Consider the following 14,982-nt stretch of genomic DNA (forward strand, 5'->3'; position numbering starts at 1 on the left):
TCCTTCTGATCGGAGAGGATGGTTCCGTGGCACGCGGAGAACTGCGTATCTATCTCGGGGCCGCTCCCGGCGTCGGCAAGACGTACGCGATGTTGGAGGAGGCGCGGCGGCGGGCCGCGCGCGGCACCGACGTGGTGATCGGCTTTGTGGAGACCCACGGCCGCCAGCACACCGCGGCCATGCTCGGCGACCTGGAGCAGGTCCCCCGTCGCACGATGAGCTACCGGGGCGCCGAGTTAACCGAGATGGACCTGGACGCGGTCCTGGCCCGCCGGCCGGAGGTCGCGGTGGTCGACGAGTTGGCGCACACCAACGTGCCCGGCTCCCGGCACGACAAGCGCTGGCAGGACATCCAGGAGTTGCTCGACGCGGGGATCGACGTGCTGTCCACGGTCAACGTGCAGCACCTGGAGTCGGTCAACGACGTCGTCGCCCAGATCACCGGCACCACCCAGCGGGAGACCGTGCCGGACGAAATCGTTCGCGCCGCCGAGCAGGTCGAGCTGGTCGACATGACCCCCGAGGCGCTGCGCCGGCGGATGGCGCACGGCAACATCTACCGCCCCGACAAGATCGACGCCGCGCTGGGCAACTACTTCCGGGTCGGCAACCTCACCGCACTGCGCGAACTGGCGCTGCTCTGGCTGGCCGACAAGGTCGACGAGCAGCTTGACCGGTACCGCAGCCAGCAGGGCATCGAGGCCACCTGGGAGGCCCGGGAACGGGTCGTGGTGGCGCTGACCGGCGGCCCCGAGGGTGAGACGCTGATCCGCCGGGCCGCTCGGGTCGCGGCCCGCAGCAAGGGCGCCGACCTGCTCGCCGTGCACGTCGCTCGCAGCGACGGCCTGGCCGGCGCCGACCCGGCCCAACTGGCCCGCCAGCGGGTGCTGGTGGAGAGCCTGGGCGGCACCTACCACCAGGTGCTCGGCACCGACGTGCCGGCCGCACTGCTGGACTTTGCCCGCGGCGTGAACGCCACTCAACTGGTGCTCGGCGCCAGCCGGCGGGGCCGCTTCGCGCAGCTGTTCGCCAGAGGCGTCGGCGTGACCACCACCGCGCTCTCCGGCTCGATCGACGTGCACCTGGTCACGCACACCGAGGCCGGCAGGGGACGCCGGGCAGCGGCCGTGCCGGCAGCGCTGTCCCGACGCCGCCGGTTGCTCGGCTTCGCCCTGGCCGTGCTCGGCGTGCCGCTGCTCACCCTGCTGCTGAAGACGCTGCCCGACCTGACGCTGACCAACGACATCCTGCTCTTCCTGGTGGCCGTGGTGGCGGTCGCCCTGGTCGGTGGGGTGTGGCCGGCCCTGGTCGCCGCGCTCGGCGGCTCGCTGCTGCTGAACTGGTTCTTCACCCCGCCCTACCGCACGCTGACCATCGCCGAGGCGGACAACCTGCTCGCCCTGGCCGTCTTCGTCGGCGTGGGGTTGGCGGTGAGCTGGATCGTCGACGTGGCCGCGCGGCGGACCCGTGAGGCCGCGCGGGCCGCCGCCGACGCGCAGACCCTCGCCGCCGTCGCCGGTGGCGTGCTGCGCGGCGAACGCCCCCTGCCCGCGCTGCTGGAGCAACTCCGGGAGACCTTCGGGCTGCGCGCGGTGAGCGTGCTGGAGCTGGCCGAGGAGGCCAGTGGGCGCCCGGAGCGGGCCCGCGAGGAGCACGCCTGGGGCGTGGTGGCCAGCGTCGGCGAGCGGCCGGCCTGCACGCCGGACAGTGGTGAGACGGCGGTGCCGGTCGACGAGCGGATCACCGTCGTGCTCAGCGGCCGGCGGTTGGAGGCGGCCGACCGGCGGATCGTCGAGGCGTTCGCCGCCCAGGCCGCCGTCGCGCTGCGCCAGGAACGGCTGGCCGAGGAGGCGGCCACCGCCCGGCCGCTGGCCGCGGCGGACCGGATGCGTACCGCGCTGCTCGCCGCGGTGAGCCACGACCTGCGTACGCCGCTGGCTTCGGCGAAGGCGGCTGTGACCAGCCTGCGCAGCCCCGACATCGAGTTCGACGAGCAGGACCGCGAGGAACTGCTGGAGACCGCCGAGGAGTCACTGGATCGGCTCGCCCGGCTGGTCGGCAACCTGCTGGACATGAGCCGGCTCCAGGCCGGGGTCCTCGGCATCACGGCGACCGCGATCGGCTTGGAGGACGCCGTGCCCCGGGCGCTGGACGAACTCGGCCCGCCCGCCGCCGCAGTCGGCACCGACATCCCGGCCGACCTGCCCGCGGCCACCGCCGACCCCGGTCTGCTGGAACGGGTCCTGGTCAACGTCATCGCGAACGCGCTGCGGTTCAGTCCGCCCGGCCAACCTCCCACCGTGACCGCGAGCGCGCACGCCGGCCAGGTGGAGTTGCGGATCATCGACCGTGGACCGGGCATCCCGGAGGAACAGTGGGAGCACGTCTTCCTGCCGTTCCAGCGCCTCGGCGACCGGGACAACCAGACCGGTGTCGGCCTCGGGCTTGCCCTGTCCCGGGGTCTGGCCGAGGCGATGGGTGGCAGCATCACCCCCGAGACCACCCCGGGCGGTGGGCTCACCATGGTGCTGCGGTTGCCCGCCGCCGCGCAGACCAGCCCGGAGGGGCCGCAGGAATGACGCGCATCCTGGTCGTCGACGACGAACCGCAGATCCTGCGGGCACTGCGGATCAACCTGCGTGCCCGCCGTTACGACGTGGACGTCGCCGGGACCGGAGCGGCCGCGCTGAAGGCCGCCGCCAGTCACCCGCCCGACCTGGTGGTGCTCGACCTCGGGCTGCCCGACATCGACGGGGTCGAGGTGATCCGCGGCCTGCGCGGCTGGACCGGCGTGCCGATCATCGTGCTCTCCGGGCGGGCCGGCAGCGTGGACAAGGTCGCCGCGCTCGACGCCGGCGCGGACGACTACGTCACCAAGCCGTTCGGGGTGGAGGAGCTGCTGGCCCGCATCCGCGCGGTGACCCGACGGCTCGGCACGTCGAGCGAGGCGGTGCCCGCACTGCGGATCGGCCAACACACCGTCGACCTCGCGGACCACCGCGTGTGGCGCGACGACGACACCGAGGTCAAGCTGACCCCCACCCAGTGGAGCGTGCTGGAGAAGCTGCTGCGCCACCCCGGCAAGTTGGTCAGCCAGCGCCAGCTGCTGCACGACGTGTGGGGGCCGGAGTACCAGAACGAGACCAACTACCTGCGGCAGTACCTCGCCCAGCTGCGGCGCAAGCTGGAGGACGATCCGGCCCGACCCCGGCATCTCATCACCGAGCCCGGGATGGGCTACCGCTACCGGCCCTGACCAGGCCCCCACCAATCCTTACGCTTTGTTCACGCCGACTGTCGGTGGGGCGACCTGGCGCGACGGGTAGCGTTCCAGACGGACCAACGGTGGGCGTACGAGGAGGACCGGGTGCAGACGACGACGGTGGACATTCCGACCGGCGACGGGGTCGCGGACGCGTGCCTCACCCTGCCGGACGGGGACGGCCCGTTCCCGGCGGTGCTGCTCTTCCAGGACGCGTTCGGCCCGCGTCCGCGCCTGGTGGAGATGGCGGAGCGGATCGCCGCCCGGGGTTACCTGGTGCTGACGCCCCACCTGTTCTACCGGGCCGGCCGCGCGCCGCTGTTCGACCTGTCCCGCCTCGGCGAGGCGGACCAGCGCGGCGCGATCTTCGAGAAGATCATGCCGCTGGTCGGGGCGTTGACCGCCGACGTGATCAGCCGGGACACCGCCGCCTTCCTCGACTTCCTGGCGGCCCGCGACGACGTGCGGCCGGGCCCGGTGGCGATCACCGGCTACTGCATGGGCGGCACGAATGCGCTGCGGGCCATCGAGGCGCACCCGGACCGCATCGCGGCGGCGGCCAGCTTCCACGGCGGCCGGATCGTCACCGACGCGCCGGACAGCCCGCACCTGGGCGTCGGCTCGATCACCGGTGAGCTGTACTTCGGGCACGCCGACGAGGACCAGTCGATGACGCCCGAGCAGATCGCCACGCTGGAGAAGGCGCTCGACGCGGCCGGCGTCCGGTACCGCTCCGAGGTGTACGAGGGCGCGCACCACGGCTTCACCATGGCTGACACCCCCGCCTACGACGAGTCGGCCACCGAGCGGCACTGGGCAGCGCTGTTCGACCTGCTGGACCGGGCCCTGCCGACTGGCTGACTCACCGCACCCGAGCTGTGCTGACCTGGCACGCGGGCCGGTCGTCAGCCGAGGCCGCCCGACGCGTCGCCGTCGTTGGATCGGCCGTGCGTGCGGGTGGTGACGCTGAACTGGCCGTCGGACTCCATCCGCATCTCGCTGACCTGCGCGAGGTCGGTGACACCCTGCTTCCGCAGCAGGCCGTACAGCTCCTCGTCGGTGATCAGCTCGCGCCGCATGTTCGCGCGCATGATCCGTCCGTCCCGCACCAACACCAGCGAGCCCGGCCGGATCAGCCGGGCGGCGGCGGGCCAGCGGTAGGCGACGGCGTTCAGCAGGTACGACCAACCGATGATCACGGCGACCAGCAGCACCCCGTCGGTGACCGAGGTGTAGCCGCCCGACAGGCCGTTCTGCGCCGCGTCGGCGAGCAGCACGATCACCAGCAGGTCGGTGACGCCGGTGGTGCCACTTTCTCGCTTGAGGATGAAGCGCAGCAGCGTGAACAGCGCGAGGTACATGACGCTGCCCCGGACCACGATCTCCAACAGCGGGGTGTCCGGGAGTAACACCTCTGACCAGTCGGCCACCTGACGGGCTACCCGCCGGTCGCCCCGCCATGCCTGCCGGCCAGGCGATCGAGGGCACCAGCTCGCGGGCGCTCAGCGGCGCAGGAGCACCGGCCCGGCGTCGATCCGGGTGCGGAACAGCGCGTACGGCCGGCGGCGCAGGTCCTGCCCCCGCTGGTACTGCGGTTGCCGGTGCAGCTGGTTGGCGGTCACGTAGAGGTACCCGTCGGTGGCCACCGACATGGTGTCCGGCCAGAGCAGTCGAGGGTCGTGGACCAGGGTCTCGTACTCGCCGTCGGGCCGCCGGCGCAGCACCGCGTTGTGCTCATAGGAGGTCAGGTAGAGCCGCCCGGCGTCGTCGGTCTCCAGGCCGTCCGACGCGGTGCCCTTGTCCCCCTCGTCGACCACCGTCGCCGCGACCGCCTCCTGGGTGACCGCCGGGTCGGCCAGGGCCTCGGTGGACACGCTGTACCAGCGTCGGGACGCCAGCGGGCAGTAGTGCAGCCGGGTGCCGTCGGCCGAGATGGCGATGCCGTCGGCGCCCATGGTGACCGGCTTCGGCGGCCCGTCCGCCGGCCGCTCGAGGAATGGCTGGCCCTCGACCACCGGGCGGAACGTCGTCAGGGGCTCCGCCTTCGTGGACGGGTGGTCGTGCAGCCGCCGCCAGGAGGCTCCACTGGCCAGGTCCACCACGATGATCCCGTTCGGCCCGGAGCTCGCCGAGTCGGTGATGTACGCGACCCCCGACTCGCCCCGCCGCAGGTCGAAGCGGACGTCGTTGAGGTACGTCGTGGGCAGCGCCACGTCCGGCGGGAACGTGATCACCTGGGCCACCGTGTCGGTGTCCAGGTCGACCCGGACCAGCTTCGGCCCGCCTGGCTTCGTCGGTTGGAACATCGGGCTGCCGGTGTCCAGCACCCAGAGTCGGTCGGCCGGGTCCACCACGATGCTCTGCACCGAGACGAACGCGCCCGCGTCGTCGTCGCCCGACGGGTCGTTCCACGGCTGGTCGGGGTAGGACACCTCGCGGCCGTCGCGCAGCTCGACGGCGGTGGCCGGCACCTCGTCGCCCCACTTGGGGAAGTTGACGAAGATCCGGCCCCGGTGCGAGACGCTCACCCCGGTCGGCATCGGGCCGGTGAAGGTGTGCACCAGCTCCAGCTCGCCGAGCGGCTCGTCGCCGACCGGCCCGTTCATGACGCCCGCCCCACGGATCTCATCGCCTCGCCCCCTACCGGTCGGCCGGACCCTCGCCGACCGAGGGTGGTCATTCCCGCCCCGGCGTCCGATATGCCTTCGGTCAGCTGGCGTCGGGCGCGGCGGCGAGCGCGGTGGGCAGCCCGGGGACCGGAACGTCCACCGCGAGCAGCGCGCCGTCCAGTGCTCCGGCCGGCGCGAGCCCGTGCCGGGCGGTGCCGATGAAGAGCCGGCGCAGGTCGGGGCCGCCCAGGCAGATGCCGGCCGGTTGGGTGGCCGGCAGCCGGATCTCGCGGTCCAGCGCGCCGTCCGGCCGGTAGCGGCGCACCGCCGATCCACCCCAGAGCGCGACCCAGAGGTGACCCGCCGCGTCGACCGTCATCCCGTCCGGGCCGCCGTCGGTGGCGGCTAGCCGCAGGAACGGCTCCCGCCCGTGCAGGGCCCCCGTGTGCGGGTCGACGCTGAACCGGTCGACCTCGCCGCGCGGCGAGTCGGCCAGGTACATGGTGGTGCCGGCGGCGTCGAACGCGGGGCCGTTCGGCACCGTCAGCCCGGTCACGGCCGGCACCGGCGCCGCGCCGGGAGCCAGCCGGTACAGCGTGCCCCCACCGGGTACCCCGGCGTACGTCATGCTGCCCGCCCAGAACCGGCCGTGCGGGTCGGCGACCGCGTCGTTCATCCGGGCCGGGTCGGGCCCGTCGGCGACCAGCTCGGCGACCGGCCGGGGGCCGCCGGTGGCGGGCAGCAGCGCGATGCCGGTCCCGGCGGCGGCCAGCCAGTCACCGGCGCTGCCGGCCACCGGGGCGACCGCGCCCAGTGGGACATCGAGTCGGCGCAGCTCCCGCAGCGGGCTTGGCCGGTCGCCGCCGGTCTCCAGCAGCCGCCCGGCCAGCAGGTCCACCAGGACCAGCCGGTCGTCCACCCAGCGCAGCCCCTCGCCCAGCTCCAGCCGGTCCGTGCTCCACGCGGTCGGTTCGGTCAGTTCCATCTCGCTCCTCCAACGATCGTTCCCGGCCGCCCCGGTGATCAGCGCACGGTGCCGCCGGGCCCGTGGTCGAGCAGCGCCAGCTCCGCCCGGTCGGGCAGGCCCTCCCAGTCGCCCCGGGTGGCCACCGCGAACGCGCTGGTGGTGACCGCCCGGTCCAGCCGGGCCGGCGCGTCGGCCCCGTCCAGCCAACCGGAGAGCAGCCCGGCCACGAAGGCGTCACCGGCGCCGACGGTGTCCACCACCGGCACCGTGCGGGCGGGGCGGGGCGGTGCACCGTGCCGTGCGCGCTGTGGCTGGTTGCCCCGCCGGCGCCGTGTTTCACCACGACCTCGGTCACGCCGGCCGCCCGTAGCGCCGCGACCGGGTCGGCGGCGTCGGTCAGCAGGTCCTCGAGCAGCAGCGTGGCGGGGCTCAGCGCGGCCAGCACCGCGGCGACGGCCCGGAGCAGCCGGTGCCGTTCGGCCGCCGGGTCCGTCAACGGGGGTGGCGCGGCGGGCAGCACGTCGGCCAGTTCGGGCAGCAGCGGCGCCAGGGCGCCGGCCACCGGGCTGAGCCGGTCGGCACCCGCCCGGACGGCGTCCAGCAGCACCCCGAGCGCGAAGGGTTCCGGTACGTCGTCGCACTCGCCGACCAGGTGGCGCTCCGGCAGTGCGGCGAGCAGTTCGGCGACCAGACGGCTCTTGCCGATGCCGGGCTCACCCTCCAGCAGGACCACGCACGGCGGAGCCTCGACGAGCCGGCGCAGCAGTTCCAGCTCCGCCGCCCACCCGACGAACTCGACCGGACCGCGCAGGCGTGCGGGGCGGACGGGGGATGGACCCCCGCCGCCCCGCGTCTTGTCCTCGCCGCCGTCGATCACCGTGGAGCGAGCAGATCACCCCCGCGGCGACCGGCGACCGGCCGGCGGACGGACGGTGACCCAGGTCACACGGCGGCCACGCCGGCCGGTGGCACCGTCAGGATTGGACGGTGATCGGCACGGTCTTGAGCGAGCCGTTGGCGTTGCGGAACTCCACCTGTCCGATGTAGCGCTTCCCCGGGGCGAGCCCGGGCCAGCGCAGCGTCAGGTTCGCCGTCGCGCCCGGCTGCACGCTGCGCTGCTTCGGGTCGATGGTGAGCCGGCCGGTGGAGGAGCCCGGCGCACCCGGCAGGTAGCTGGTGACGGTGTACACGTTGCCGTCCTGCCCGTCCGGCAGGTTCTCGGTGAACTCCTGCTCGACGACGAGGATGTAGTCACCGGCGCCTTGCGGCAGCGTCACCTTCGCGCCATCGCGACCGCTGACCGTGGCGGTGACGAACGTGCCGGCGGTGTCGTACACGTTGACGCTGAACTCCGTGCACTCCATCACCCCCTCCTCGTCCTCCCAGTCGATGTGCGAGCAGGTGGGCCGCTCCGACGTCACCCGCACCTGCGGGTTGACGGTGCCGGCGGGCACGTGCAGCGTCGTCCTGCTGATGGACGCGGGCAGTGGCACCGGCAGGTTGTTCGACGAGCTCCAGTCCCAGGACGGTCCGTCACCGTGCAGGGTGACGGTGTTGCTGGTGCCCGCGGTCAGGCCGGTGAGCTGCGAGACCAGCTGACCCTTGTAGCCGGCCTCGGCGGCGATCCGGATGCTGCCGGAGGTGCCGGTGCCGGTGATCGCGTCGGGAGCGATCAGGCCGGAGTTGTGCACGACCAGCGGGGTCCGTACCTGGTGCTTGAACTGGTCGCGCCAGGTCAGCGTGCCGTCGGCCCAGGTGTCGAACGGGCCGCCGGTGTTGGTGACCTCCACCGTGAAGCTGGCGGTCCGGCCGGGCCGGATCTGCATCCTGGCCGGGGTGACCTTCACCGAGTAGCCCGGCGGCGCCTGCACCGAGGAGGTGTAGGTGCTGGTCTTGTCACTGACGTTGGTGACGGTCCGGGTGACCGTCTGCTTGCCGACCATCCGACCCAGCGAGATCGACGGGTAGTTCAGTTGGGCGGTGTCGATCGCACCGATGGTGTCGCAGCCCTCCAGGTCGCTCAGCCCGTAGTCACCGCCGCGGTCGGCGGAAACCCCGCACAGGTACCGGATCCAGTCCTGCGCGTTGGAGTCGTAGACCAGGCCGGGGTCGAAGGCGCCGCCCGGGTGCACCTGGCCGGCCCCGTAGTTGAGCGGGGTGGCGTCGTAGGTGCGGATCTTGATCGGGTTGCCCTTGTCGGTCTTGTCCACGGTGCTGGTCATCAACGCTGAGCGGACCGCCGCCGGCGACCAGCCAGGGTGCTTGGCCAGCACCAGGGCCGCGATGCCGGCGATGTGCGGCGCCGCCATGGACGTACCCGACTCCAGCGCGAAGTCGTTCCCACCGATGGACGGCGAGAACGCCGCCGCGATGTCCTGGCCGGGCGCGCTGATGTCCGGCTTGAGCAGGTCACTGCCGTTGAGGCCGGACGGGCCCGCCGAGGAGAACGCGGCGACCGAGGGACCTTCGACGATCTCCAGCTTGCTTCCCGAGATGCTCGCCGTGGCCTTGCCGGTGGCGATGTACGCGGTGACCGCGGCTGCGTCGATCTCGTTGATATGCACGGTCGGCACGGTCTGCACGTCGGCGTTCAAGCTGTTCAGCGAGTCGTTGTACAGCACCATGCCGACTCCGCCGGCCTGCGCCACCGCGATGCTCTTGTCGGTACGCGGGATCTCGCCGCGCAGGCAGAGCACGATCGCGCCCTTGACCTTGGCCGGGTCCAGCTCGTCGTCGGCGCAGAGTTCGGCGCCGTAGGTGTCGTTCGGGTCGAGGGAGCTCTCCTTGGCGGAGACCAGCCGCACCGGCCCGACACCACTCTCGCCCATGCCCACCCCGGCGATGGTGGTGCCGTTGCCGAGGGTGAGCGTCCGGGTGTGCTGCCGGTCGGTGGTGCTCGCGGCCACCGTGGTCACCCAGGGGGTCGAGTTGTCGACGGTGTTGGCGTACGGGCCGGCGTTGCCGGCGGCGGCGGACACGAACACCCCGGCGGCGGCGGCGTTGTAGAACGCCGCGTCGATCGCGCTGAACCGCTCGGTGTCGTCGCCGATCGAATAGTTGATCACGTCGACGCCGTCGGCGACCGCGTCGTCGATGGCGTGCACGATGTCGATGTCGGTACCGGTCGCCGAGCCGGCGCCGTCGTCGTAGAGCGCCTTGTAGATCGCCAGCCGGGCGGCCGGCGCCATGCCGGAGATCATGCCCAGGTCCTGGGTGCCCGACTTCGCCGGCACGCCGTGGATGCCGGCCGCGGTGCTGACCGTGTGGGTGCCGTGGCCGTTGCGGTCGCGGGGCGAGGAGAAGTCGTCCGGGAAGGCGTCGGGGATGCCGCTGTCGTTGTACCAGCGGGCTCCGATCACCTTGTTGTTGCAGCTGACCGGCGCCTCGATGCCGACGTCGCAGGTGCCCTTCCACTTGGCGTCGATGGCGGCCTGGTCCGGCCGGGGCGTGGGCAGCGGCGCGAAGCTGGCGCTCTCCGGCCAGTAGCCGCTGTCGATGACGCCGACGATCATGCCTTCGCCCGCGCGGGAGTCCCCGCCGAACTCCTGGTTCCACACCCCGCCCGTGCCGGTCAGGCCCAGGTAGTCGGGGGTGTGCGAGGTGGTCGCGTGCACCTTGTGGCTCTCGTACACCGCCCGTACGCCGCGGGTGGCGCGCAGCCGGGCTGCCTGCGGCCCGGTGAGGTCGGCGGCGAAGCCGTTGAACGCGGTCTCCAGGTCACCCGGGTGCGGTCGGCCGGCACGCCGACGCCCTCCAGCACGGCCTTGCGCTTCTGGCGCAGGTGCTCCCGGTACGCGGTGGCGCTGCCGGAGGTCCGGTTCAGCTTGCCGCCGGGGGTCGGCTTGGTGGCGGCGATCCCGGGACGCCGCCGGTGTAGGTCGCCAGCGGTTCCTCGGAGAGTTGAACGAGGTAGCGGGCGGTCGGTCCGCTGCTGGCCGGGGCGGCGGTGGCCCCCGCCGGTAGGGTCGTCAGGCCAGCCGCGGCCAGCGCGACGGCGGCCAGCATGCTGACCCCGCGCCTGGTCCGTCCGGGCCGATGTGCGTTCGGTTGTGGCACGTCGTTGCCTCCACGTTCGGTGCCGGCCGCCACGACTGATGACGGTGGCCGAAACCTAGGAGCGGCATCGATCGTCGAGAAGTGCCCGTAACCTGCCGGAAACCTTGGAAACAAGCTCGTAACGTCACGGGTACTTTGCGCGTCATTTTGGGCCCATGGCCCGGGCTGAACCACCCGCCGCCACGCGGGCTCCCCGCTAGCGTCGGACCGGATGGTGACGCGGCAGGGCCGACGGGAGGGGCGGCTGTGAAGGCACTGGTGTGGCGGGGCGCCAACGAACTGGCGGTGACCCAGGTGCCGGAACCGCAGCTGCGCAACGAGCAGGACGCGATCATCCAGGTGCGCAAGACGGTGACCTGCGGCTCCGACCTGCACCTGCTGGGCGGCTACGTCCCCTCCATGGAGCGCGGCGACGTCCTCGGCCACGAGTTCCTGGGCGAGGTGGTCGAAGTCGGCCCCCAGGTGCGTAGGCACAGGGTGGGCGACCGGGTGGTGGTCTGCTCGTTCATCTCCTGCGGTCGCTGTTGGTACTGCCAGCAGCAGCAGTTCTCGTTGTGCGACAACGGCACCACCAACCTGGCGGTCACCGAGAGCGCCTGGGGTCTCGCACCCGGCGGCTGCTACGGCTCCTCGCACGCCCTCGGCGGCTTCGCGGGGAGTCACGCGGAGTACATCCGCGTCCCCTACGCCGACCAGGGGGCGTTTTCCGTCCCGGACGGGGTGAGCGACGCGCGTGCGCTGTTCGCCTCCGACGCCGCCCCGACCGGGTGGATGGGCGCCGACCTGGGCGGCGTGCGGCCCGGTGACGTGGTGGCGGTGTGGGGCGCCGGCGGGGTGGGCCAGATGGCGGCGCGGGCAGCGATGTTGCTGGGCGCCGAGCGCGTGATCGTGATCGACCGTCTGGACGACCGGCTACGGATGGCGGAGACGCACCTGGGGGTGGAGACCCTCAACGACCAGAGCCACGATGTGGGCGGCGAACTGCTGGAACGCAGCGGCGGGCGCGGGCCGGACGTGTGCATCGAGGCGGTCGGGATGGAGTCGCACAGCACCGGCCCGCAGTCCTGGTACGACCAGATCAGGCAGCAGTTGCGGCTGGAACCGGACCGACCGGTAGCCGCCCGGGACGCTATCCACCACTGCCGCAAGGGTGGCAGCGTGTTCCTGCTCGGCGTCTACGCCGGTCTGGTGGACAAGTTTCCGCTCGGCGCGGTGATGAGCAAGGGCCTCACGCTGCGCGGCGCCCAGCAGCACGGCCACCGGTACATCCCGATGTTGCTCGAACGGATGGCGCGCGACGAACTGGTCACCGAGCACCTGGCGACCCACACCATGCCGCTCGACCAGGCTCCGCAGGGCTACGACATGTTCAAGGACAGGACCGACGGTTGCGTACGGGCCGTCTTCGAACCCGCCGGATGACGCCTGCGGTCACCCGAGCCGGATCAGGCCCGGCCCGGCGACGATGTCCGTTTCGTTCTCCTTGACGTCGTGGCCGGCTGCGCAGCGGAGCACCGCGCGGACCGGCTCGCCGCAGCCGTGGTGGGTGACGAGGAGGCCGGGGCCGGTGTCGTCGGCGGCCCAGGTGTCGCCCCAGTTGCGCAGGGCGGTGACCACGGGCAGCAATTCGCGTCCCTTGGGGGTGAGCTGGTACTCGTGGCGGGTGCGCTGCCCCGGCTCCCGGTAGGGGATCCGTTCGAGCAGGCCGGCGGCGACCAGCTCCTTGAGCCGGGCGGCCATGGCGGGCTCGCCGACCCCGACCCGACGGACGAAGTCGTCGAAACGGCGCGTACCGAGCAATGCCTCACGCATGATCAGCATGGTCGATCTGCTGCCGACGATGTCCATCGCGCGGGCGACCGAGCAGTTCGCCATCGACCAGGAGTCGCGGTCGTCACGTAGATCCGCCATGCCACCAGGGTACGGCCTGACTTGCGCGAACGCTAGTCAGGTGCTTGACTGGGCTGCTGCTGGCTTCGTTATGCGAAAGTCAGCCGTGCCAGCCGGCGCTGCCCTGATCGGCGCCGTCCGCCTCTGCGCGTCGCCGCCGACTCCGGCACCTGCGCGGATCGAACCCCTAGGACGCCTCGTGACCGACCAGCGCACCACGGCCCCGATCGGACCAGCACGCCCGCGTCACGCGGGCGCACCCGCGTCGGCCACCACCGCGCGCCCATCCGCTCGCGGCTCCCGCGCGGTGACCCTGATCGCCATGTGCCTGGGCGCGATGATCACGTTCCTCCAGATCACCGCGACCGTGTCCGCCCTGACCACCATCCAGCGGGACCTGGGCGTCGACCCGACCACCGTGATCTGGATTCCCAGCGCCTACACCCTGGTGGTGGCGAGCCTGGTGCTGTCCGCCGCGACGTTGGGAAACCGGTACGGGCGCAAGCGGATGTTCGCTGCCGGCGTCGTCGCCATGATCGTTGGTGGCGCTGTCGTCGCCGAGGCCCCGACGGCGGCCTGGGTGATCGCCGGGCAGTTGGTGGCGGGCCTCGGCGGAGCCCTGATCCTGCCGAACAGCCTGGCGATCCTCGGCGCGACCTTCACCGACCCGCACCGACGCACCGAGGTCATCACCGCCTGGTCGGCCGCCTCCGGCATCGGCCTGGCGGTCGGCCCGCTGATCGCGGGCACCCTGCTGCGGCACTTCCACTGGCACAGCGTCTTCCTGTCGACGATCGTGCTGGGCGTGGTCACCCTCGTCGTGGCCGCGGTCGGGGTGGCCGAGTCCCGGCAGGCCGCTGGCCGCCTGGACGTGTCCGGCCTGCTGCTCGGCACCATCGCCATCGCCGCCGCCGTCTACGCCATGATCAGGGGCGGTCGGGACGGCTACACCAGCCCGGTCGTGGCGACGACCTGGATCGTCTCCGCCGCCGCGCTGGTCGGATTCGTGCTGGTCGAGCTGCGCACCAGCGCGCCGATGCTCGACGTACGGCTGTTCCGGTCCGCGTCGTTCAGCGCCGTCATGGTCGTTGCCGCTGTGTCGCTGTTCGGCTTCACCGGCGTGGCGATCCTGCTCGTCCTGTTCCACGAACGTGCCCAGGCGCTCAGCCCGCTGGACACCGGCTGGCGGATGCTGGTGCTCTTCGGTGTCTACGCGGTCGTCGCCTTCGCCGCCGGGCGGACGATCCGCCGCACCGGGTTCAAGACCCCCCTCACCGCTGGCCTCGTCCTCGGTGCCCTGGCCAGTTTCGGTCTGGCCGCCCAGGGCCCGGCCACCCCGTTCGAGCACCGCTGGCCGCTGCTGGCGCTGTTCGGCGCCGCCAGCGCCCTGGTGGTTGCCCCGGCGACCGCGGCGGCGCTGGCCAGCGTTGCGCCCGCCCAGGCGGGCATGGCTTCCGGCGCGGTCAACGCCGCTCGCCAGGTCGGCTCGGTGCTCGGTTCGTCCCTGCTGGGCACGCTGCTCACCACCACGATGCTGGCCGACCTGCCCCATCGGCTCGCCGCTCACCAGGTGGGCGAGCCCACCCGGACGGCCGTGCAGTCGGCGGTGGTCGGCGGCGCCACCGGTGACCAGACGCTGCCCGACCCGGTCCGGTCAGCGCTCGCCGAGGCCCTGACCGCCGGCGTGCAGGCCGGGCTACGGGTCAACGGCATCGTCTTCCTCGCGACCGCCGTGCTGGCCCTCGCCCTCGTCCGGAACCGGCCGCACCAGCACTAGCCGGCGCGGGGGGCCGCCTGGGTCGGGATGTGCTCGTAGCGCTTACGCATGATCTCGCTGGCGGCCGGGCCGGCGGCGAAGACGAAGTCGCTGTCGTCGAGCGGACGCCCGGTGCTCCGGTCGACGATGACCGGATCGGCCTCCACGCCGGTGTTCCGGTCGACCAGGATCATGCTGCGTTCACTCGGGTCCAGGCGGGAGTTGCGAGGTGCCGCTGGTGTCGTACGAGATCACCGACGTCGACGGCACTCCCACCGGCACCATCGTGACCACGACGATCACCGGTGACTTCCCCGGCAGCCCGTTCGCCGGGCTCAGGTACCGCTTCAGTGACTACGACGACAGCGCGATCCGGGTCCTACGCATCGCGCCCTGACGACCTCTCGGCGGTCTGCGCCGGAGGTTCGTCGGTCTGGCCCCG

At 72.5% G+C, this 14,982-nt stretch carries 13 protein-coding genes and 1 pseudogene; 6 read left to right on the forward strand and 8 right to left on the reverse strand.

Features of this window, described 5'->3' with window-relative positions; all coding sequences use genetic code 11:
* The first annotated feature begins 26 nt into the window (after positions 1-26).
* The 3 genes from BUS84_RS26080 to BUS84_RS26090 all read left to right on the forward strand — a co-directional run bounded on the left by BUS84_RS26080 (position 27) and on the right by BUS84_RS26090 (position 4,123).
* Entirely contained in the window at positions 27-2,579 is a 2,553-nt protein-coding gene (locus BUS84_RS26080) for a sensor histidine kinase (protein WP_074316380.1), read from the forward strand.
* The gene (locus tag BUS84_RS26085; protein ID WP_074316381.1) at positions 2,576-3,256 is read left to right on the forward strand and encodes a response regulator; all 681 of its coding nucleotides are present in this window, start codon (positions 2,576-2,578) and stop codon (positions 3,254-3,256) included. The genes BUS84_RS26080 and BUS84_RS26085 overlap by 4 nt, the downstream gene beginning before the upstream one ends.
* A gap of 111 nt (positions 3,257-3,367) precedes the next feature.
* A complete protein-coding gene (locus BUS84_RS26090) occupies positions 3,368-4,123 on the forward strand; it encodes a dienelactone hydrolase family protein (RefSeq protein WP_074316383.1) in 756 nt (251 codons plus the stop codon).
* A 44-nt stretch (positions 4,124-4,167) separates the two neighbouring features.
* On the opposite strand, the gene BUS84_RS26095 is transcribed toward BUS84_RS26090, so the two are convergent.
* From BUS84_RS26095 to BUS84_RS26120, 6 genes and pseudogenes are all read right to left on the reverse strand, one after another.
* Entirely contained in the window at positions 4,168-4,692 is a 525-nt protein-coding gene (locus BUS84_RS26095; RefSeq protein WP_074316385.1) for a DUF421 domain-containing protein, read from the reverse strand.
* Between the two features lie 72 nt (positions 4,693-4,764).
* Entirely contained in the window at positions 4,765-5,868 is a 1,104-nt protein-coding gene (locus BUS84_RS26100) for an L-dopachrome tautomerase-related protein (RefSeq protein ID WP_074316387.1), read from the reverse strand.
* A 103-nt stretch (positions 5,869-5,971) separates the two neighbouring features.
* Entirely contained in the window at positions 5,972-6,856 is an 885-nt protein-coding gene (locus tag BUS84_RS26105) for an SMP-30/gluconolactonase/LRE family protein (protein ID WP_084757595.1), read from the reverse strand.
* A gap of 38 nt (positions 6,857-6,894) precedes the next feature.
* Positions 6,895-7,095 carry a PfkB family carbohydrate kinase gene (locus BUS84_RS40185; RefSeq protein ID WP_244298731.1) on the reverse strand — a complete coding sequence of 67 codons (201 nt, stop codon included), beginning with the start codon at positions 7,093-7,095 and terminating at the stop codon, positions 6,895-6,897.
* 200 nt (positions 7,096-7,295) lie between these two features.
* Positions 7,296-7,715: pseudogene (locus BUS84_RS41345) on the reverse strand (ATP-binding protein); the annotation flags it as partial.
* Between the two features lie 97 nt (positions 7,716-7,812).
* The gene (locus BUS84_RS26120; RefSeq protein WP_280175167.1) at positions 7,813-10,554 is read right to left on the reverse strand and encodes a S8 family serine peptidase; all 2,742 of its coding nucleotides are present in this window, start codon (positions 10,552-10,554) and stop codon (positions 7,813-7,815) included.
* 586 nt (positions 10,555-11,140) lie between these two features.
* On the opposite strand from BUS84_RS26120, the gene BUS84_RS26130 reads away from it, so the two are divergent.
* Entirely contained in the window at positions 11,141-12,316 is a 1,176-nt protein-coding gene (locus tag BUS84_RS26130; protein WP_074316395.1) for a zinc-dependent alcohol dehydrogenase, read from the forward strand.
* A gap of 9 nt (positions 12,317-12,325) precedes the next feature.
* Here BUS84_RS26130 and BUS84_RS26135 read toward each other — a convergent pair whose 3' ends face one another.
* Positions 12,326-12,805 carry a winged helix-turn-helix transcriptional regulator gene (locus tag BUS84_RS26135; RefSeq protein WP_074316397.1) on the reverse strand — a complete coding sequence of 160 codons (480 nt, stop codon included), beginning with the start codon at positions 12,803-12,805 and terminating at the stop codon, positions 12,326-12,328.
* Positions 12,806-13,091: 286 nt separating this feature from the next.
* On the opposite strand from BUS84_RS26135, the gene BUS84_RS26140 reads away from it, so the two are divergent.
* The gene (locus BUS84_RS26140; protein ID WP_244298733.1) at positions 13,092-14,561 is read left to right on the forward strand and encodes an MFS transporter; all 1,470 of its coding nucleotides are present in this window, start codon (positions 13,092-13,094) and stop codon (positions 14,559-14,561) included.
* On the opposite strand, the gene BUS84_RS38355 is transcribed toward BUS84_RS26140, so the two are convergent.
* Entirely contained in the window at positions 14,558-14,734 is a 177-nt protein-coding gene (locus BUS84_RS38355) for a hypothetical protein (RefSeq protein ID WP_159451068.1), read from the reverse strand. The two genes, BUS84_RS26140 and BUS84_RS38355, sit on opposite strands and share 4 nt — an antisense overlap.
* Before the next feature lie 44 nt (positions 14,735-14,778).
* Between BUS84_RS38355 and BUS84_RS38360 the strand changes: the two genes are divergently transcribed.
* Positions 14,779-14,937 (forward strand): hypothetical protein, encoded by a 159-nt coding sequence (locus BUS84_RS38360; protein WP_159451069.1) that lies wholly within the window; start codon positions 14,779-14,781, stop codon positions 14,935-14,937.
* Positions 14,938-14,982: the final 45 nt, after the last annotated feature.

The sequence above is a fragment of the Micromonospora cremea genome (genome assembly GCF_900143515.1).
GTDB lineage: Bacteria > Actinomycetota > Actinomycetes > Mycobacteriales > Micromonosporaceae > Micromonospora > Micromonospora cremea.